Raw genomic sequence first — 17,759 nt, forward strand, 5'->3', positions numbered from 1 at the left:
ACACTATTTAATTTGACAGCGCTTTGGCTTTCACCACGCTTCGTCGACATTAATAATTTACCGATGCTAAACTTGCCGCGCACTTGCTGTCGCCAATCAAAGGGAATGCCATGACTGCATCGAAAGCCATTTATCTCGATCCACCCGCCGGCCTCGAGCGCGTCGTGATCGGGGAAGCCACGGCCGCACCCCCCAGACAGGGCGAGATCACCGTCCGTATTCGCTCAAGCTCGCTGAACTACCATGACTACGCCGTGGTTTCCGGCCGTCGGGAACTGAAGGACAGGCGTATTCCAATGGCTGACGGCGCTGGAGAAGTCATAGCCGTCGGCGCGGGTGTGGAGGAATTTGCCGTTGGCGACCGTGTCGTCAGCACCTTCTTCCCGACCTGGCTGGACGGAGACCCTCGCGTGTGCGATTTCGCCACCGTCCCCGGGGATGGCGTCGACGGCTTTGCGCGGGAAACCGTAACGCTCCCTGCTAGCCACTTCACACCTGCCCCGCACGGTTACAGCCATGCCGAGGCCGCGACGCTGACCACGGCCGGGCTGACGGCATGGCGAGCACTGTTTGTCGACGGCGCCTTGAAGCCCGGGGAAACCGTGCTGGTTCTGGGCACCGGCGGGGTATCGGTCTTCGCTCTGCAATTCGCCAAAGCGGCCGGCGCGCGCGTGATCGCCACCTCATCCTCGGACGAGAAGCTTGCCAGGCTCCGGCAACTCGGCGCCGATTGCCTGATCAACTATCGCTCGACGGCGCAGTGGGGCGAGGCAGTGCGCGAGATGACAGACGGTGCCGGGGTCGACCATGTTATTGAGGTCGGCGGAGCGGCAACGCTCGATCAATCGATGACGGCGGCCCGTGTCGGCGGACATATCGCCGTGATCGGCTCACTGGGGAACCCGACCGGGCCGGTCACCGTTACCCAGTTGCTACGCAAGCACCTGCGCCTGACCGGCCTGCTGGTAGGGAGCCGCCAACACCAGCTTGACATGGTACGCGCCCTGAATGCCACCGGCATCCGCCCGGTGATCGACCGGCACTTTCCGCTGGAAGCCATCGCCGACGCCTTTCGCTACCAGGCATCGAATCAGCACATCGGCAAGATCGTGCTGGATATCTGATTGCTGGTTCCTCCCGGACTGGCCGGCCGGCGCCCACTTGTCAGTGCGGCGGCTGGCACCAGCGATCCTTGCCTTCTGGATCTATGAGCACGTCCCGCTCCTAGGGTAGGCTGGCCTGCTCCGCCTGTTCCCGGGAAGACACCGCAGGCAGAACCAAAGACAACGAAAAGCGAGGAGAAACCCGAGTATGAGAGCGACCCGGATGATGCGATCCGCCAGATATGCCCTGACCTTGACACTGGCGGCAGGCAGCATCGCAGGCGCGTCAGTTTGCGCGGCCGCGCAGAGTACGGCCACGACCGCAGACGCGATCTATATCAACGGCAAGGTGCTGACAGTGGACGCCGGCAACCGCACAGCGGAAGCGGTCGCCGTACGCGACGGCCGCATCCAGGCGGTAGGACGCAGGGGCGACATCGAGGCACTGGCCGGGCCGGGCACCAGGGTGGTCGACCTCCAGGGAAAAACCATGATCCCCGGCTTCGTCGACGCGCACAGTCATTTCCTGTCGACCGGTGCCGCCGCGGCGTTCTCGGTCGACCTGAGCAGTGCTCCCGTGGGCACCGTCAAGAGCATCGACGAGATCGTCGCGCGCCTGAAGCGCAAGGCCGAAAGCACGCCCAAGGGCGAATGGATTCTTGGCAACGGCTATGACGACACCCTGGTCGCGGAGAAACGGCACCCGACCCGAGCCGACCTGGACCGGGCATCTACCGATCACCCGATCTTCATTCGCCACGTATCGGGTCACTTTGCCGTTGCCAACAGCAAGGCCCTGGAACTGGCGCAGCTCACCAGGAACACGCCTAATCCGCAGGGCGGAGAATTCCGCCGTGATGCCGCGGGCGAGCTGAATGGCGTACTGGAAGAGACCACCGCGCTGGCGCCGGTGGCGGCCAGGATACCGGCCCTGAGCCGCGCGCAGAATCTCGAGGCGATCCGCAAGGCCACCGAAATTTACACGGCCAAAGGCGTGACGACGGCGCAGGACGGCGCCTTCGGGAACGCCAAGCTGCTGCCCATGTTGCAGGACGCGGCGGCCCAGGGACAGTTGCGGGTCCGCCTGGTAGTCTGGCCCACCGCTCCCGTGGCCAAGGCACTGATCGACGGCAAGGCCGAGTTCCACTCGCCGGATCCGCAATTGCTCAGGATCGGTGCAACCAAGATCTTCAGTGACGGCTCGATCCAGGGCTATACCGGCTACCTGAGCGAGCCATACCACGTGCACGCGCCCGGCAAGGACGACAGCTATCGCGGCTACCCCACCATGCCGCGCGACCAGCTAGCCGCGCTGGTGCTCAAACAGCACAAGGCCGGCCGGCAGATTGCCATCCACGGCAACGGCGATGCCGCCATCGACGACATCCTGTTTGCTTTCAGCGAAGCGCAGAAGGACTTCCCCCGTCCCGATGCGCGCCACATCATCGTGCACTCGCAGACCGCGCGCGACGACCAGCTCGACAAAATGAAGGCGCTGGGCGTCATCCCGTCCTTCTTTGTCCTGCATACCTACTACTGGGGCGACCGGCACCGCGACGTCTTCCTCGGGCCGCAGCGCGCCATGCGCATCAGTCCGCTTGAATCCGCGCTCAAGCGCGGTGTGCGGTTCACCATCCACACCGACACCCCTGTAGTGCCGATGGATCCGCTGCGCCTGATGTGGTCCGCGGTCAACCGGATCTCGAGCAGCGGCAAGGTGATCGGCGCCGAAGAGCGCATCAGCGCGACCCAGGCGCTGCGCGCGGTCACGATCGACTCCGCGTGGCAGTCCTTCGAGGAAGACAGCCGTGGCTCGATCGAGCCGGGCAAGCTCGCGGACTTCGCCATCCTGTCGTCGAGCCCGCTGGACGATCCGGCACGGATCAAGGATATCCAGGTAATCGAGACCATCGTGGGCGGGAAGACCATCTACGCACGGTGAAGGGAATGGCCGGGCCGTTGCAACGGCCCTCTCCTGCCCCGCCCGCGGTCGCGGCGGTACGCGGCCCGCAGGCAGTGATCGCAGCGCCGCCGGCCTTGCCGCGATCACCTGGCGGGCCGGCATCCGCTCAGGCGGCGATCCGGACCAGCTGCTTGCCGAAATTGCGCCCGGTGAGCATCCGGATGAAGGCCGCGGGGGCGTTGCCCAGCCCTTCCACGATATCTTCCTTGAAACGCAGCTTGCCGTCGCGGTGCCACGCGGACAGATCCGCCAGTGCGGTCGGCCAGTAATCGCGGTGATCAGCGATCACGAACGCATAGGTCGTGACACGATGCATCAACAGCTGCCGCATCCCCTTCAGGCCGTAGGGCTCCCTGGCGTTGTACTGGCTGATGTTGCCGCACAGTGCGATGCGGGCGTGATCGTTGATCCGCTGCAGTACCGCATCCATGACGGGACCGCCCACGTTCTCGAACAGCACGTCTACGTAGTCAGGCGTGGCCGCGGCGAGTTGCGCTTCAAAATCCGGCGCGCGATGGTCGACGCAGGCATCGAAGCCCAACTCCTCCACTACGTAGCGGCACTTGTCCGGGCCGCCGGCGATGCCCACCACGCGGCAGCCTTTGAGCCTGGCGATCTGGCCGGCAATGCCGCCGACGGCGCCCGAAGCCGCGGTCACGACCACCGTCTCGCCTGGCTTGGGCTGCCCCAGCTTGACGACGCCATAGTGGGCGGTCACGCCGGTCATGCCCAGCACGCTCAGCGCCGCCGACGGCTGCTTCATGGCCGGATCGAGCACGCGCACCGTTGCCTTGGTCACCACACCGTGCGATTGCCAGCCAAGCGCCGCCGCTACCAGGGTGCCCGCCGGCAACTCGGGGTCGCGGCTTTCCACGACCTCGCCAATGGTACCGCCGGGCATCAGTTCGCCTGGCTTCAGCGGCTCTACGTAGGACCGCAGCGGATCCATGCGCGGGCGCATGTACGGGTCGAGCGACAGGAACAGGTTGCGCACCAGTGCTTGCCCCGCCTGAAGCGTCGGCAGCGGTGCCTGCACGACGGAGAAATCGTCCTCCGAAACCATCCCGGCAGGATGGCGTTTCATCACGATCTGCGTATTGAGGTCCGTCATCTCAGGCCTCCACGGCGCGCAGCAGCGCTTCGGCGTTGCGATACATGTAGGCCTCGAGCGCCTCGTCCCCGATCGGCAGCTTGAGGGTCTCGCGCACCCCCTCTTCCACGCCGCAGAACGAATAGGCGGAAGCGTAGATAAACCGGTTCGGCAGCCAGTTCAGCCCTTCCACGTAACCGCTGCCGCCCGGGGCAAACATATACACGTCGGGCGACAGGAACACGTTCATCAGGCCGGTCACCTCGCTCTTGAATGCCAGCGACACCGCCTCGGTCACGTAGGGGTAGCAGCCGTGCCCAAGCACCACCGGCATGGTCGAGTAGCGGCGCGCGACGCGATCGAAGCGCACCGGGTCGGTGTGGCTGATATCCGGGCCTGCCAGCGGACCGGTCATGAACAGCAACGGCACCTTCAACTCCGCCACCTTCTCGTAGAACGGAAAGAGTCTCTCGTCGTCGGCGTACATCGGCGTGCGCGCCAGCCCCGGCTCAACGCAAATGCCGACCAGGCCAAGCTCCTTGACCGCGGTGTCCAGCCCTTCCAGGATCTCGTTCATCGGCTTGTCGAAATCCACGCCGGCAAGGCCCAGTACGCGATTGTCGGTTCGCTTGGTCAGCGCCGCCAGGTCGGCGTCCTCGATGTGCACCGGCACCGGACGGTTCACGGAATGGCGGCCGTTCATCACGCCGATGCGCACGCCCACGCTATCCATTTCGTCGATCAACGCACGCAGCGCGCGATCCTCCGAATGCGGGTAGGGCTCGGTGCTTATCGTATAGGACCGCGGCACCGGTTGCCCCAGGATCCGATTGACCGCGCCGACCACATTGGTCGTGAAGAACGTACGGTAGGGCCCGGTCGGCGGACGCAGGCGGAAGTCAATGATCTTACCGGCGAGGCGGGCAAGGCGGGGATCGGTCATGCTCAGTCTCCATTGCTCAGTGTAAGGGTTCGCGGGAGCGAAACGGACAGGCGCCCTAAGCCTGTAAGGACCAATATACGCGCCATTTTTATTTATGTCGACATCAATCAAGTGAAAACATGAAGCTGCCTGGGATGAGAGTTAGCGGTGGGCGTGGGCACGGCACGCCAGGCATGGCCGCGTTGTCCACACGGCTGAGTCATTGCGTCCGTTTTATTTGTCGACATTAATTATTTTCCGGTGCTACACTGACCCTGCTCGATGCGGCCGAAAGCAAGGAGCGGCGGCACGCCAACAACTGAGTGGAGGAACAGACATGAAAGCGGTACGCATATTTCCCGGAGCGGAAGGTGGCACCCTGAAGATCGTCGATGTGCCGACACCGGTCCCCGCCGCCGGTCAGATCCTGGTGCGCGTGCGCGCGTCGGGGCTGAACCGTGGCGAAATCAATATCGTCAAGCGCGCACGCGACGGGCATCCGTTGCCCGCTGGCGTGGAATTCGCTGGGGAAGTCGCGGCCGTCGGCGCGGAGGTATCCGGCTGGGATGCAGGCGACAGAGTGATTGGTCACGGCAACGGCGGACAGGCCGAGTACGTGCTGGCGGATCCGCTGGCGCTGATCCGCGTGCCCGGGACGCTGCCATGGGTGCAGGCGGCGGCATTGCCCAACGTGCTGATCACCGCGCACGACGCCCTGGTCACCAACGGCCAGCTGAAGCCGGGCGAGACCGTACTGGTCAACGCCGCGTCCAGCGGCATCGGGCTCGCCGCGATCCAGATCGCCCGTGTCATGGGCGCGGGCATGGTGATCGCCACGTCGCGCTCGGCGGCCAAGGTGGAACAGCTCAGGCAGCTCGGCATTGAGCATGTCATCGACATTTCCCGGCAAGACCAGCTGGAAGCCGTCATGAAGCTGACGGACAATCGCGGGGCCGATATCATCATCGACTCGGTGGGCGGGACAGTCTTCGATACAAACCTCCGGTGCCTGGCGGTCAAGGGGCGGCTGGTCAATATCGGGCGGCTTGGCTCCAGCACGGCGACCATCAATCTCGACTTGCTGTGGTTGCGGCGCCTGAAGCTGATCGGCGTCACTTTCCGCACGCGCACGGAGGCGGAACGCCTTGCCTGCGTACAGGCATGCGCGAATGACCTTGCGCCCCACCTGAATGCGGGCCGCCTGTCGCTGCCAATCGATCGCAGCTACCCCCTTGAAGATATCGCGCAGGCGCATGCCTACATGGAGACCGACCAGCATATCGGCAAGATCGTCCTGACTGTCGACCAGGCTTCGGCCTGACCATGGGAGCGCATCCAACATGCAAGTGCCATCGCACCTCGACAAGTTCCGGCGGCTGAGCTCCCTGCGCCAGCGCTTCGATCCGCTGGAGGATTTCGAACTCTGGTTCTGGACGACGCTGACCGCCGGCACTAATGCGCTCAACGCCAGCCTGCACCTGGCAGGACTCACCAGCGACGACCCGGTGTTCTCCACCATCCCCGGCGTGCACGTGGTGCGCCAGGCAGACGGAAGCTACGCCAGGGCGCTGCGCGGCCCCGGCGATGTCAGCCACGTGGGCTGGCCACCGATTGCAGGCGAGATCCCGGCTCCGATCCGGTCGCTGGAACACTCGCTTGAGGCGATCGAGCGCTATCGGGATCCCTGCATCCGCGAGGGCGTGGCGGCGACGCCAGAGATTGTCAGGGCATGCGACCACGCCTTTGCCGAGGTCACATCGATCGTGCAGCACTATTGCGAAGGGAGCCAGCGATGAATCCGGAATCACACCGCCGCGTTGCCGAACGCATCGAGCGTTCGCTTGCGGTCTGCCGCGACGACGACTGGGAGATCCAGATCGAAGCCGCCATGCTTGCCGGTACCCACTGGGCGAACTATGCGCTCCACCGGCATTGCTTGTCGGAGCATGGCGAGGACATCGTCCATACCGGCATGCTTGTGGTCAACACCTTGCGCAAATACTCGATTGTCGAGCCCGACCTGCTGCGCGCCCTGGAGGAAATCGAGGAGCTGCGCCCGCTCTTCGTCCGTGGAGACGTCGCGGGCGGACGGGCGGCGGCACGGCACGCGCTGACCTTGCTGCGGCAGATCGGCGAGCGGGCCCGCCGTGCAGGCTAAGCCCGGGTCCCACGCAATCAGTACGAAACGACAGAGGAGACATCCGTGCTCGGTCAAATGATGCAACAACCGTTGCTGATCTCATCGCTGCTCCAGCATGCCGAGCGGCATCATGGCAAGCAGGAGATCGTCTCGCGCCGCACCGAAGGCGACATCCACCGCTATACCTTTGCGCAGATGGCGGCGCGCTCCCGCCGTCTGGCCAAGGCGCTGCATGTGCTTGGGGTCGACGCCGGCGAGCGGGTCGGGACACTGGCATGGAACGGCTATCGGCACCTGGAGCTGTACTTCGCGGCTTCCGGGTCGGGAGCCGTGCTGCATACGCTCAATCCCCGGCTCCATCCCGACCAGCTTGCCTGGATCATCGAGCATGCGCAGGACCAGGTGCTGTGCTTCGACCTGACGTTTCTCCCGCAGATCGAGGCGATCGGTGACCGGATTGGTTCGGTCAGGCACCTGGTGGTCATGACGAACCGCGCCCACATGCCGGTCTCAAGCCTCAGGCTGCTGTGCTATGAAGATCTGGTCGGCGCGCAGGATGACCGCTACAGCTGGCCCGTATTCGACGAAAATCGGGCGTCATCCCTGTGCTACACCAGCGGCACCACCGGAAACCCGAAAGGCGTGCTGTACAGCCATCGTTCGACGGTGCTGCATGCCTATGGCGGCGCCCTCCCCGACTCCATGGGTCTGTCCGCCAGTGACTGCGTCCTGCCCGTGGTGCCGATGTTCCACGTCAATGCCTGGGGATTGCCCTATTCCGCCTGCATGGTGGGAGCGAAGATTGTCTTCCCCGGCCCCGCGCTCGATGGCAAATCGCTCTACGAGTTGTTCGAGGCCGAGCAGGTCACCCTGTCGGCCGGCGTGCCAACCGTGTGGCAGGGGCTGCTGAATCACGTCATCGCGGGCGGACTGCGCTTCAGCGCCATGAAGCGCACTGTGATCGGCGGATCTGCCTGCCCTCTGGCCATGCTGCGCGCCTTCGAGGAGGACTTCGGGATCCGCGTCATCCACGGATGGGGCATGACCGAGACCAGCCCGTTCGGCTCGGCCGCCGTATTGACCGGGGCACAGCGGCGCCTGCCGCCCGAGCAACGATATGCGATCCAGGCCAAGCAAGGGCGCTGCGTCTTCGGCATCGATCTCAAGGTGGTCGACGACAACGGCGCGGAATTGCCGCGGGACGGCACCTCCGCAGGTCATCTGCTGGTGCGCGGCCCCTGGGTCCTTTCCCAATACTATCGGCAGGACGGCGACAGTCCGCTCGTGGACGGATGGTTTCCGACCGGCGATATCGCCACCATCGACGCCGACGGCTTCATGCAGATTACCGACCGGACCAAGGATGTCATCAAGTCCGGCGGAGAGTGGATCAGCTCGATCGAACTGGAAAACATCGCCATGGGCCATCCCGAGGTGTCCATGGCGGCGTGCATCGGCGTGGCGCACGCGAAATGGGATGAGCGCCCTCTGCTGGTTGTGGTGCGCAAGCCCCACAGTACGATGGACGGCGAACAGCTGCTCGGCTACTTCTCCGGCAAGATCGCGAAATGGTGGACGCCGGACGATGTGGTCTTCGTGGACGAAATTCCCCTGGGAGCGACCGGGAAGATGCTGAAGGGTCCGCTGCGGGAGCGCTACCAGCGACATTTCATGCCTGCACGCGAGGCGAGCACCGATTGATCGGGAGTGACGCACGGATATCCGAGGCGGCCGCGCTTGCGCAGCCGCTTTTTTGCGCAGGCTCACTGCCCGCAACTCACCACGACCGTGCCGAGCTTGCTGCGCGCCTCGACTTCCGCGTGGGCCAGTGCCGTCTCCCGCAACGGGAATACCTTGTGCACGGCGTGAACAGCGTCCGGAACCTCGGCCAGCCATCGCGTCAGCCCTTGCTGCGCTTCCCTGCGCAGCGACGGAGCGATATCGGGCATATACAGGCCGCGCAGGCTGATGTTCTTGCGTATCAGCCGGGCAAGCGGCAATGCATGGCTGGCGTCGGGGCCCACGGCGTAAGAGATCCAGTGCGCGTGGTTTGCCGCCACCTCCAGGCACAATGCCAGGTTCCCGATGGCATCCACATCCACGATGTGCTCGACGCCCCTGCCCGCCGTCGCATCGAGAATTCGCGCGGCCGCATCGGGCATGGTGTAGTCGATGACCGTATCCGCCCCGCCACGTTCGGCGTGCGCCTTCTTCTCCGGTGAACTGACCGTCGCGATCACGCGCGCACCCGCCCATCTGGCGAGTTGCACGGTGTAATGCCCCACCGCGCCGGCGGCCCCCGTGACAAGAACGGTCTTCCCCGCGATCGGCCCCGCCAGGAACAGGCTGCAGTAAGCGGTCAGGCCAGGAATGCCCAGGCAAGCGCCCTGCGCGAATCCGATCGCTTCAGGCAATGGCTGCGTCAGCTCCGCGGGCACGCAGATGTACTGCGCAGCCGTCCCGAATGGCCGCCCCCGCTGCCCGAAGCAGATCCACACGCGCGCACCCACCATGTGCGGATCAATCCCCGGCCCGACGGCGTCGACAATGCCCGCCCCGTCGCTATGAGGAACGATGCGCGGGAATTCCATGGTGTGCATGCGCCCAGCGCGCCGGTTGGCATCGGCGGGATTGACCCCGGAGGCGTAAAGGCGAACACGCACCTCACCGGGCCCAGGCTGCGGCGTCGGCAACTCCCCGTGCTGCAATACCTCCGGCGCTGGTCCTTGCCGGTCGTACCAGACCGCCATCATGACAAGCACCTCCGCCCATATCGCAAGGCCCGGGCCAGGCCAGTTCTTGTGACACGAAGGACTTGCCCCCGCCCTCGCGGGCCTGATCGCTGACGCTCCACCTGAGTCTCCTTGCAGTTCCCTGGGTCGAGATGGCTCCCGACAGTCGCCACTATACACCGACCATTGTTTTTGTCGACATAAATAGACTATGCTTGCCTGAACCTGGACCGCGATCTCGACCCGCCACGCGTCCGGTCAGCGCCCGCCGAGCGGACGGGCAGTCAAAACCTGGCAAGGAGATGTGTATGGCTGTGAAGATCACACCCACCACGGGTTCCGTCGGCGCATCGGTCGACGGCATCAACCTGAACGAACCGCTTGACGACGCGGAATTCGAGCTTCTGCAGCGCGCGTTCCTGGACCATTGCACCCTGGTCTTCAGAGGACAGCACATTCAGCCCCGGGAACAGCTAGCCTTTGCCAGGCGCTGGGGCGAACCTGTCGTCACCGCGATGCTCCAGCCTCTCGACGGCTATCCGGAAGTGGTACAGATCACCAGGATCCCGAAGGAGACCGCATCCACCGAAGCATGGCACTATGACGCCCCCTTCACCGCGGTGCCGCCGAAGATTTCGATCCTGTGCGCCGTCCATGTGCCACACGGTGGGGACACGATGTGGTCGAATCAGTATCTCGCCTACGAACGGCTGTCGGCCGGGCTGCGCGAGACGCTCCAGGGATTGAAATTGCGCTTTCGCGGAACGCGGCTCGGACGCATGCTCGGGGTCGCGGAAAAGGACATACCGCAGGCAGTGCATCCGATCGTGCGCACGCATCCCGAAACGGGACGGAAGGCGCTGTATATCGCCCACGACGAAAACGTGCTCGGGATCGAAGGGTGGACCATGGAAGAAAGCCGTCCGCTACTCAACTACCTTTACCAGCACTCCACCACGCCAGACAATGTCTACCGGCATATCTGGAGCCGCGGCGACGTTGTCATGTGGGATAACCGCTGCACCATGCACTACGCCGTGCACGACTACGGAACCCAGGAGCGGGTACTCAATCGCGTTACGCTGAAGGGTGAAGTTCCGATGTAAGAAGCGCAGAACAGTAACAATGGGCGGACTGCCACCACGCAGAACCGCCCATCCTTTGCGTTGTCCGACGAGCGCCTGAATGCCGCTACCGCTACGCCGCTCAGTTCTCGATCTTGATTTCCGAGCTCGTCGCGATCTGCTTCCAGACGTTCAGGTCCGTAGCGACGATGTCTCGAAATTGCTTCTGAGTCTTGACGGGAGGCGGTTCAAAGTTCATGTTCTTCATCAGCTCCTTGAGGTCATCCAAGCCTTGAATCTTGTTGACCTCGTCGGCCAGGCGGGTAACGATGGCTGCATCGGTACCAGGCGGAGCGAAGATCCCGAACCATCCCACCGTATCGAACCGGAATCCCTGCTCGCCCATCGTCGGGACGTCCAGCAACTGCGGAGCGCGAACGTTGCCGCTGACGGCAATGCAACGGATCCTCTCCGCGCGCAACAGGGGGAGTGGCGCAACCGGATCCACCCAGCCAATTTTCAGCACACCCGCTGACATCTCCGCCAGCAACTGGGGAACAGACCGATAGGCCACGTGACTCATCTTCATGCCTGTCTTGGTCTTTAACCACTCCATCATCAGGTTTCCGGATGAGCCATTGGCCCAGGTGCCATACGTGAACTGCCCGGGCCTGGCCTTGACCATTTCCACCAGTTCGCGCAGGTTGGTGACGGGCAGGTCCTTGTTGACGATCAGCAAAACCCCGCCCGCGGCAGTCTGCGCAACCGGCAAGAGATCGCGCGTCGGATCGAAGCTGATACTCCGGATGACTGCAGGCGCAACCACTGCGAATGAAGCATTCGTGTACAGCAACGTGTAGCCATCCGGGGGGGCCTTGACTACCGCGTTGGTGCCGATCATGCCACTGGCGCCCGGCTTGTTCTCAACCACAACAGGCTGCCCGAGGGCATTGCCCAGCCGCTGCGCCAGCGTCCTTGCCATGACATCCGTTCCGGAACCCGCTGAAGCTGGCACGATCATGTGGATCGGTCGCTCCGGCCACTTGCCGCTCACTGGTCCGGCAAAGCCTGGCGATCCTCCGCACAAGGCAGCCGCCGTTAGTGAGAGCGATACCAAAAGTCTGCTGACTGACGCCATGTCCCCTCCTGTGTGAGTTCTCACATCGGTTCATTGACACATTTATGTCGACATCAATAGTAGGTGTTTATTTTGTCGACATCAATGAGAACACGATGCTGAGGGTCCGCCAGGATTGCAGGCGGCGCGTTCGCGGCATTCTCGCCAAAAGAAACGGGCCTGGAGGGACAATGCCTTTCCAGACCCGTGAAAGCTCCGAAGGCCGTCATCAGCGGCGCATACCGCAGGGGACGGCTCGTCGGAGTGGAGACAAGTGGATCGTACAGGCGCTGGCGCCCTCCTGACAATGTGTTCCCGTCCCTGCCGAGGCTGCGGCAGACCCGGGTATGAGACCGGCCTGGCTTACGCAATTCGGCCGGTTCTGGGGCCCTGGACAATGACGGAATGATTCACGTCTGCGATGGCCGTCGCGCCAAGCATGGCCATGTTCCGATCGACCTCATCGCGCAGGAGCGTGATGGCGTGGCGAACGCCTTCGGCTCCCCCAATGGCCGCAGCGTAAATAAATGGCCTCCCCAGGAAGACAAAGCGGGCGCCCATTGCCAATGCTTTCAGGACATCGCCGCCGCGACGGATACCGCTGTCCATCATGACGGTTGTCTTGTGCGCGACGGCCTCACAAATCTCCGGCAGTACAGCCAGCGGTTCCACGGCGCCGTCCAGCTGGCGCCCGCCGTGATTCGAGACAATGATGCCGTCGGCGCCCAGGGCGACAGCGCGTTCGGCGTCGGACGTATGCAATATGCCCTTTATGACCAGGTTGCCGCGCCATCGTTGCCGGATTCGCTCGATATCCGTCCAGCTCAGGTGATCGCGCCCCGTCGTGTCGCGAATGGCGGAGGCCGACAGGATCGGTGCGCCGCGAGACGCAAAGGAATTCTCAAAATGCGGCATCCCACTGGAAATGAGGGTCCTGGCGAAGGTCCCCGCCAGCCAGCGCGGCCGGGTCACGCCATCGAGTGCCAGACGCACAGATGGCCGCAAGGGCAAGGAGAAGCCGCTACGGACGTTGTTCTCCCGGTTGGCCCAGACGGGGATATCGACCGTCAGGACCAGCGTGGCGAACCCCGCCGCTTCAATCCGGTCAATCAGCGCATCCCGGCGTGTGGCGTCACCGGGCAGGTACGCCTGAAACCACGTGCCTGGCGCGGCTGCGTGAACGGTTTCCATCGGAATCAGGGAGGTGCCGCTCATGATTGCCGGTATGCGCTCTTCCCGCGCCGTTTGCGCGAGGACCACATCGCCGCGGTAGGCGGCAATCGCACTGATTCCAACGGGCGCCACGCCAAAGGGAGAAGCGTAGCGTTGCCCGAAAATCTCGGTCGCCTGCGACCTGCCCGACACGTCGACAAGGACCTTGGGACGAAACCTGAGCTCGTCGAATGCGCTCCTGTTCGCGGCTAGCGACTTTTCATCCTCCGCGGCGCCGGCAATATAGCCAAAGATCGGGCGCGGAAGCACTCGCTTTGCCGCGACTTCAAAATCGGCAAGCGAGAGGATCGGCCGCAGCCGTCGAGGCAGCTGACGGTTGACGCCATAGGCGGGCTTGGCAGGTGTTCCGGCACTCGGAACGGCCTGGCTGCTTGCAACTTCGGTTTGAGATGTCATCATGATTTGAAGCGTCTTTCAGGCCCAACCGCTGTCACTGTCAGCCACGCCGGATCCCATTGCTAATCAGGCGAACGTGCCGCGCTGGCGCATCAGCTCACGGAACAGGGACTCGTTCTTCTCGAACGGCGCACGCCCGTGGAGGTAGAAGTAGTTGTTCAGGACAACCAGGTCGCCGACGGGCAGCGACACTTCCCTGGTTCCCGGCGACGCCTCCATGGAAGTCGACAGGTCGTTCAGGAATGCAGCCTCCTCACGATTGCGAGGCTGTACAAACTGGTCGATGAAGGACATCGACAACCCAAACTCGTTCTGGAAGAAGAGCGGGCGCTCGACCTTATCGCTGACATTCTTGGAGCCCGGCGCCTTGTAGAGGAAAGGCTGCGTCCCGAGACGGTGACTGACAAAGCGGTCGCGCCCTTCCCAGTCGTCCAGATGCAGGAACCGGGACTCGCCGCCGATTGCGTTCTGTTCCGCAAACTTCATCATCAGCAGCCAGTCCGTCGCTTCGGTCACGAAGGTGCCGTCGGTGTGCATGGTGAAGAGCCGATAGGCCTGGCGCAAATAAGAGTCGCTATTGTCCGTATGCTTGACCACGAAGCGAGCGTAGTAGGTGCCCGACATCGAATCGTGGTTGCTGGGCCCCAGGAGGTGCCCGATGGCAGTGCCGAAGCGAACGAAATCGTCGGCGTCCGTCGTCAGCCCCTGGAGGCCTACCGTAAAGCCACCGTGCTGCCGATCCTTCACGATCTCGTTGATGGTGGCAGCGAAGTCCTCGCCGGCATGCTTCGCAAGTACATCCGCGAGTTCGTAGCGCATGAACGGGACATACTCCAGGTTCTGAACGTCGACCTTGCGTACGTCATGCAGGAACCCAAGCAGGGCATCGCGCTCAACGGTCACATGCAGGATGCGATGGTGATCCGGGTGGGCAGACAACTGGAAACGGCTCTGGTCTTGGCTGGCAAGCACTGCCGCAGGGAGCGGGGCATTCATCGATAGCTCTCGGGGATATGGTATGGCGCTATTTCATCTGGATTCTTTGATATGATCCAGATAGAAATACGTAATCTTTGTTCCGAAATCGGGATTAAAACCATGATTGATGTTCGCCAGCTGCAGTGCTTCCTCGCCGTGGCGGAAGAACTTCACTTTGCCAAGGCGGCGGATCGACTGGGGGTCGCACAGTCAGGGCTCAGCACCCAGATCCAGCGCCTTGAGCAGGATCTGGGGGTCACGCTCCTGAACCGCAACAAAAGGAAGCCGGTGTCACTTACCGACGCGGGGCACCTGTTCCATGCCGAGGCTGTCGCTGCATTGCGGCACATTGAGCGGGCCGACCAGGTGGGACGCCTGGCTGCCCGAGGGCTGGCTGGCGTCATCCGTGTCGGCTATGTAGCATCCGGCGCCAGCAGCGGCCTGTTGTCGATGATGCTGAGCGAATTCCGTAAATCACACGAGACGGTCCGGATCGAGGTCGTGCCAATGGAAACGCCAAGGGCACTCGAAGCGCTCAGCGATGGCCAGATCGATGTAGGAATTGTCAGGCCCAGGCGGCTCTATCCCGCTGGCGTTGTCACGAAAGTCGTCCAGACCGAACGTATGCTGGCGGCAATGACAGAAAGCCATCCGCTTGCCAGGCGAAAGACCATTTCAGCGCGCGCCCTGGCAGACCAGTCGTTCATCGTCCCGCAGTTTGCCGACGAGGAAGGATTCGGGTCAGCGTTATCCGCCCTGGGCGAGGCCGGAGGGTTCACGCCACATCTGGAATATCGCGTCCAGGATTTCATCTCGGCGATTTGCCTCGCGTCCGCGGGATACGGCGTGGCCATCGTGCCAGAGTCAATGCAGAAGTTCTCCCAGCCAGGCATCTTCTACACACCGATCGCCGACTTCAAACTCTCGGTGCACCTGGTGCTGGCTCACAGGCGTCGGGAAATATCCCCGGCGGTACGGGCATTTGTGCAACTCGGAACCGATATGTTCAATCGCCGGGCATCCTAGCCTCGCCATTTGCACCAGAGCCTGATCGAGGACGACGAACACTGCGGGATACCCGACCATCACAAGGAGAGAAAATGGAAGACAACATCGACGACCTGCGCATCGTTCTGCATGCGCCCACCGCCCTCGCGCTGGCCCGCGCGCGTAGCAATGCCGCCAACCTGAACAAGAACTCGCCCCATACGACAGTTCGCATCGTCGTGAATTCCGAAGCCGTGGAGGCCGCGCTGGACGTGCCGGATCCCGCTTCCGACGCCCTCACCCTGGTCTGTCCCAACACGCTGGCCAAGATCGCCCGGGAGGCGCGGGCGCCATTTACCGTGCTGCCCGAAGGCGCGGTGCTCGCGCTGGCGAGGATGCAGCGTGAGGGTTGGTGCTACGTTCGCGCCTGATCGGCGCGCCGCGCCGGCGCTGGCCGCCACCGGCGTGTTACAGAAGACGCCAGTTCATTGATTTAACGGATCTTTTTGGCAACGCCGAGCTAGCGCCCTTACTGCACCTCAGATAGATGACGTACGATCATCTGTCCCCTGACAATCCATCCTTTGTCAGCCCCGGCAAGGAAGCCTTTTAATGCGTCCCTCAACCGCGGCAGACGGTGTCGCGCGAATAAATCAGAGGAGACGTTATGGAAGGTGGTGCGGGTTCATTGCTGGTTTTGCTCGCTGCTATCGCGCTGATCGTAGTACTGATCGTCAAAGTTCGCGTTCACGCATTTCTCGCCCTGCTGGCTGCCTGCTTCGTGGTTGGCGTCGGCTCGGGCATGCCATTGGCGGACGTTGCGTCGTCTTTCGAAAAGGGTGTAGGCGGGACGCTCGGCTTTCTGGCTGCCATCATTGGCCTGGGCAGCATTCTCGGAAAGATGCTCGAGGAGTCCGGCGGAGCGGAGCGCCTCGCTCAGGCGTTGCTCGATTCGCTCGGCAAGGAGCGGGCGTCCTGGGTGATGATGCTGGTCGGATTCATTGCCGGGATTCCTGTGTTCTTCGAGGTGGGATTCGTGCTCCTGATCCCGCTTGTCTATGTCGTTGCCAAAGAGACCCGGATCAATCTGCTCTACCTGGGCGTTCCGTTGGCGGTGTCATTGATGGCGGTGCACTGCATGTTGCCGCCCCACCCCGCAGCCATGGCGATTACCGGAATGCTTGGTGCCGATGTGGGCAAGGTGATTCTGTACGGCCTCATCGTCGGACTGCCGACAGCCGTCATCGCCGGACCGCTCTGGATCAAGCTGGTCTGCAACAGTGACGCACCGGCGACTCAGGAGGCGTTCCTCGATGAGCGTTATGACTCCCGCGACAGCAAGGCGCTGCCGAGCGTCGGCATGACGTTGCTGACGATCCTGTTGCCGCTGCTGCTGATGATGGGCAAGACCGTGACGGCCGGGTTCGCCAAAGGCTCCGTCGCGTTCCAGTTGATCTCCTTCGTCGGCAATCCGCTGGCGGCGCTGACGATTGCCGTCGTGTTCGCCTACTGGTCGCTGGGGTTGCGACGTGGCCTGTCGATGCCGGATCTGCTCCAGCACACCCAGAAGAGCTTCCCGCCGTTGGCGAGCATCCTGCTGATCATCGGCGCAGGTGGCGCATTCAACAGCATCCTCATCGACAGCGGCGTCGGCAAGGCGCTGGCCAGCGTGCTCGCGCAATGGGATATGAATCCGATCGTGCTGGCGTGGCTTGTGGCAGGGCTGATGCACTTCGCGGTGGGTTCCGCCACGGTGGCCATGATCAGCGCTGCCGGCATGGTGATGCCGACGCTGAGCGCCCACGCGGCCCCGAGCCGCGAAATCATGGTGATCGCCATCGGCGCGGGCGCGATCGGCTGGACCCACGTTACCGATTCGGCATTCTGGGTGGTAAAGGAATACCTGGGCGTGTCGCTTGCGGACGCCCTGAAGAAGTTCACCGCGGCGACAGTCGTCGCGTCGCTGGTGGCGCTCGGCTTGACCCTGCTGCTGTCGCGTTTTGTCTGAACAGACGGCAAGCTACATTCAATCGA

General features: G+C 63.2%; 16 protein-coding genes. 10 read left to right on the forward strand and 6 right to left on the reverse strand.

Annotated elements, in window-relative coordinates:
• Positions 1–110: 110 nt before the first annotated feature.
• On the forward strand, positions 111–1,124 hold the full coding sequence (locus ACZ5MJ_RS10125; protein ID WP_464219087.1) for a zinc-dependent alcohol dehydrogenase family protein: 1,014 nt from the start codon (positions 111–113) through the stop codon (positions 1,122–1,124).
• Positions 1,125–1,311: 187 nt separating this feature from the next.
• Positions 1,312–3,045, forward strand: coding sequence for an amidohydrolase (locus ACZ5MJ_RS10130; protein WP_464219088.1), 1,734 nt, complete (start codon positions 1,312–1,314; stop codon positions 3,043–3,045).
• 127 nt (positions 3,046–3,172) lie between these two features.
• Here ACZ5MJ_RS10130 and ACZ5MJ_RS10135 read toward each other — a convergent pair whose 3' ends face one another.
• Positions 3,173–4,177, reverse strand: a complete 1,005-nt coding sequence (locus ACZ5MJ_RS10135; RefSeq protein WP_464219089.1) for an NADP-dependent oxidoreductase — start codon at positions 4,175–4,177, stop codon at positions 3,173–3,175.
• Position 4,178: 1 nt separating this feature from the next.
• Positions 4,179–5,099 (reverse strand): amidohydrolase family protein, encoded by a 921-nt coding sequence (locus ACZ5MJ_RS10140; RefSeq protein WP_464219090.1) that lies wholly within the window; start codon positions 5,097–5,099, stop codon positions 4,179–4,181.
• 316 nt (positions 5,100–5,415) lie between these two features.
• Here ACZ5MJ_RS10140 and ACZ5MJ_RS10145 point away from each other — a divergent pair, with 316 nt between their 5' ends.
• From ACZ5MJ_RS10145 to ACZ5MJ_RS10160, 4 genes are read left to right on the forward strand one after another with little or no spacing between them, the layout of a single operon-like run.
• Positions 5,416–6,399 (forward strand): quinone oxidoreductase family protein, encoded by a 984-nt coding sequence (locus tag ACZ5MJ_RS10145; RefSeq protein ID WP_464219091.1) that lies wholly within the window; start codon positions 5,416–5,418, stop codon positions 6,397–6,399.
• Between the two features lie 19 nt (positions 6,400–6,418).
• Complete coding sequence (locus ACZ5MJ_RS10150) at positions 6,419–6,874, forward strand: hypothetical protein (RefSeq protein ID WP_464219092.1); 456 nt, start codon at positions 6,419–6,421, stop codon at positions 6,872–6,874.
• The gene (locus ACZ5MJ_RS10155) at positions 6,871–7,236 is read left to right on the forward strand and encodes a hypothetical protein (RefSeq protein WP_464219094.1); all 366 of its coding nucleotides are present in this window, start codon (positions 6,871–6,873) and stop codon (positions 7,234–7,236) included. The genes ACZ5MJ_RS10150 and ACZ5MJ_RS10155 overlap by 4 nt, the downstream gene beginning before the upstream one ends.
• A gap of 45 nt (positions 7,237–7,281) precedes the next feature.
• The gene (locus ACZ5MJ_RS10160; RefSeq protein WP_464219095.1) at positions 7,282–8,919 is read left to right on the forward strand and encodes a 3-(methylthio)propionyl-CoA ligase; all 1,638 of its coding nucleotides are present in this window, start codon (positions 7,282–7,284) and stop codon (positions 8,917–8,919) included.
• 62 nt (positions 8,920–8,981) lie between these two features.
• Here ACZ5MJ_RS10160 and ACZ5MJ_RS10165 read toward each other — a convergent pair whose 3' ends face one another.
• Positions 8,982–9,911: an NADPH:quinone reductase gene (locus tag ACZ5MJ_RS10165; RefSeq protein ID WP_464219096.1), complete on the reverse strand. Its 930-nt coding sequence runs from the start codon at positions 9,909–9,911 to the stop codon at positions 8,982–8,984.
• 347 nt (positions 9,912–10,258) lie between these two features.
• Here ACZ5MJ_RS10165 and ACZ5MJ_RS10170 point away from each other — a divergent pair, with 347 nt between their 5' ends.
• Positions 10,259–11,056 (forward strand): TauD/TfdA dioxygenase family protein, encoded by a 798-nt coding sequence (locus ACZ5MJ_RS10170; RefSeq protein ID WP_464219097.1) that lies wholly within the window; start codon positions 10,259–10,261, stop codon positions 11,054–11,056.
• A 100-nt stretch (positions 11,057–11,156) separates the two neighbouring features.
• On the opposite strand, the gene ACZ5MJ_RS10175 is transcribed toward ACZ5MJ_RS10170, so the two are convergent.
• From ACZ5MJ_RS10175 to glaH, 3 genes are all read right to left on the reverse strand, one after another.
• Complete coding sequence (locus ACZ5MJ_RS10175; protein ID WP_464219098.1) at positions 11,157–11,996, reverse strand: Bug family tripartite tricarboxylate transporter substrate binding protein; 840 nt, start codon at positions 11,994–11,996, stop codon at positions 11,157–11,159.
• A 498-nt stretch (positions 11,997–12,494) separates the two neighbouring features.
• Positions 12,495–13,763, reverse strand: coding sequence for an alpha-hydroxy acid oxidase (locus ACZ5MJ_RS10180; protein ID WP_464219099.1), 1,269 nt, complete (start codon positions 13,761–13,763; stop codon positions 12,495–12,497).
• Between the two features lie 63 nt (positions 13,764–13,826).
• Positions 13,827–14,756 carry a glutarate dioxygenase GlaH gene (gene glaH, locus ACZ5MJ_RS10185; RefSeq protein ID WP_464219100.1) on the reverse strand — a complete coding sequence of 310 codons (930 nt, stop codon included), beginning with the start codon at positions 14,754–14,756 and terminating at the stop codon, positions 13,827–13,829.
• A 51-nt stretch (positions 14,757–14,807) separates the two neighbouring features.
• Here glaH and ACZ5MJ_RS10190 point away from each other — a divergent pair, with 51 nt between their 5' ends.
• The 3 genes from ACZ5MJ_RS10190 (at position 14,808) to ACZ5MJ_RS10200 (ending at position 17,733) form a co-directional block, all read left to right on the forward strand.
• Positions 14,808–15,764, forward strand: coding sequence for a LysR family transcriptional regulator (locus tag ACZ5MJ_RS10190; protein WP_464219102.1), 957 nt, complete (start codon positions 14,808–14,810; stop codon positions 15,762–15,764).
• 74 nt (positions 15,765–15,838) lie between these two features.
• Positions 15,839–16,156: a DsrE family protein gene (locus ACZ5MJ_RS10195; protein ID WP_464219104.1), complete on the forward strand. Its 318-nt coding sequence runs from the start codon at positions 15,839–15,841 to the stop codon at positions 16,154–16,156.
• 236 nt (positions 16,157–16,392) lie between these two features.
• A complete protein-coding gene (locus ACZ5MJ_RS10200; RefSeq protein ID WP_464219106.1) occupies positions 16,393–17,733 on the forward strand; it encodes a GntT/GntP/DsdX family permease in 1,341 nt (446 codons plus the stop codon).
• The last annotated feature ends 26 nt before the right edge of the window (positions 17,734–17,759 follow it).

It is taken from the genome of Cupriavidus sp. LA-1, assembly GCF_055385985.1.

Excerpts from the sequence above, each read along its gene's own strand:
- ACZ5MJ_RS10125 (WP_464219087.1), top strand. The coding sequence starts at position 111 with ATGACTGCATCGAAAGCCATTTATCTCGATCCACCCGCCGGCCTCGAG.
- ACZ5MJ_RS10200 (WP_464219106.1), top strand. The coding sequence starts at position 16,393 with ATGGAAGGTGGTGCGGGTTCATTGCTGGTTTTGCTCGCTGCTATCGCG.
- ACZ5MJ_RS10180 (WP_464219099.1), bottom strand. The coding sequence starts at position 13,763 with ATGATGACATCTCAAACCGAAGTTGCAAGCAGCCAGGCCGTTCCGAGT.
- glaH (WP_464219100.1), bottom strand. The coding sequence starts at position 14,756 with ATGAATGCCCCGCTCCCTGCGGCAGTGCTTGCCAGCCAAGACCAGAGC.
- ACZ5MJ_RS10170 (WP_464219097.1), top strand. The coding sequence starts at position 10,259 with ATGGCTGTGAAGATCACACCCACCACGGGTTCCGTCGGCGCATCGGTC.
- ACZ5MJ_RS10140 (WP_464219090.1), bottom strand. The coding sequence starts at position 5,099 with ATGACCGATCCCCGCCTTGCCCGCCTCGCCGGTAAGATCATTGACTTC.
- ACZ5MJ_RS10145 (WP_464219091.1), top strand. The coding sequence starts at position 5,416 with ATGAAAGCGGTACGCATATTTCCCGGAGCGGAAGGTGGCACCCTGAAG.
- ACZ5MJ_RS10150 (WP_464219092.1), top strand. The coding sequence starts at position 6,419 with ATGCAAGTGCCATCGCACCTCGACAAGTTCCGGCGGCTGAGCTCCCTG.
- ACZ5MJ_RS10195 (WP_464219104.1), top strand. The coding sequence starts at position 15,839 with ATGGAAGACAACATCGACGACCTGCGCATCGTTCTGCATGCGCCCACC.
- ACZ5MJ_RS10175 (WP_464219098.1), bottom strand. The coding sequence starts at position 11,996 with ATGGCAAGGACGCTGGCGCAGCGGCTGGGCAATGCCCTCGGGCAGCCT.
- ACZ5MJ_RS10130 (WP_464219088.1), top strand. The coding sequence starts at position 1,312 with ATGAGAGCGACCCGGATGATGCGATCCGCCAGATATGCCCTGACCTTG.
- ACZ5MJ_RS10135 (WP_464219089.1), bottom strand. The coding sequence starts at position 4,177 with ATGACGGACCTCAATACGCAGATCGTGATGAAACGCCATCCTGCCGGG.
- ACZ5MJ_RS10155 (WP_464219094.1), top strand. The coding sequence starts at position 6,871 with ATGAATCCGGAATCACACCGCCGCGTTGCCGAACGCATCGAGCGTTCG.
- ACZ5MJ_RS10190 (WP_464219102.1), top strand. The coding sequence starts at position 14,808 with ATGATCCAGATAGAAATACGTAATCTTTGTTCCGAAATCGGGATTAAA.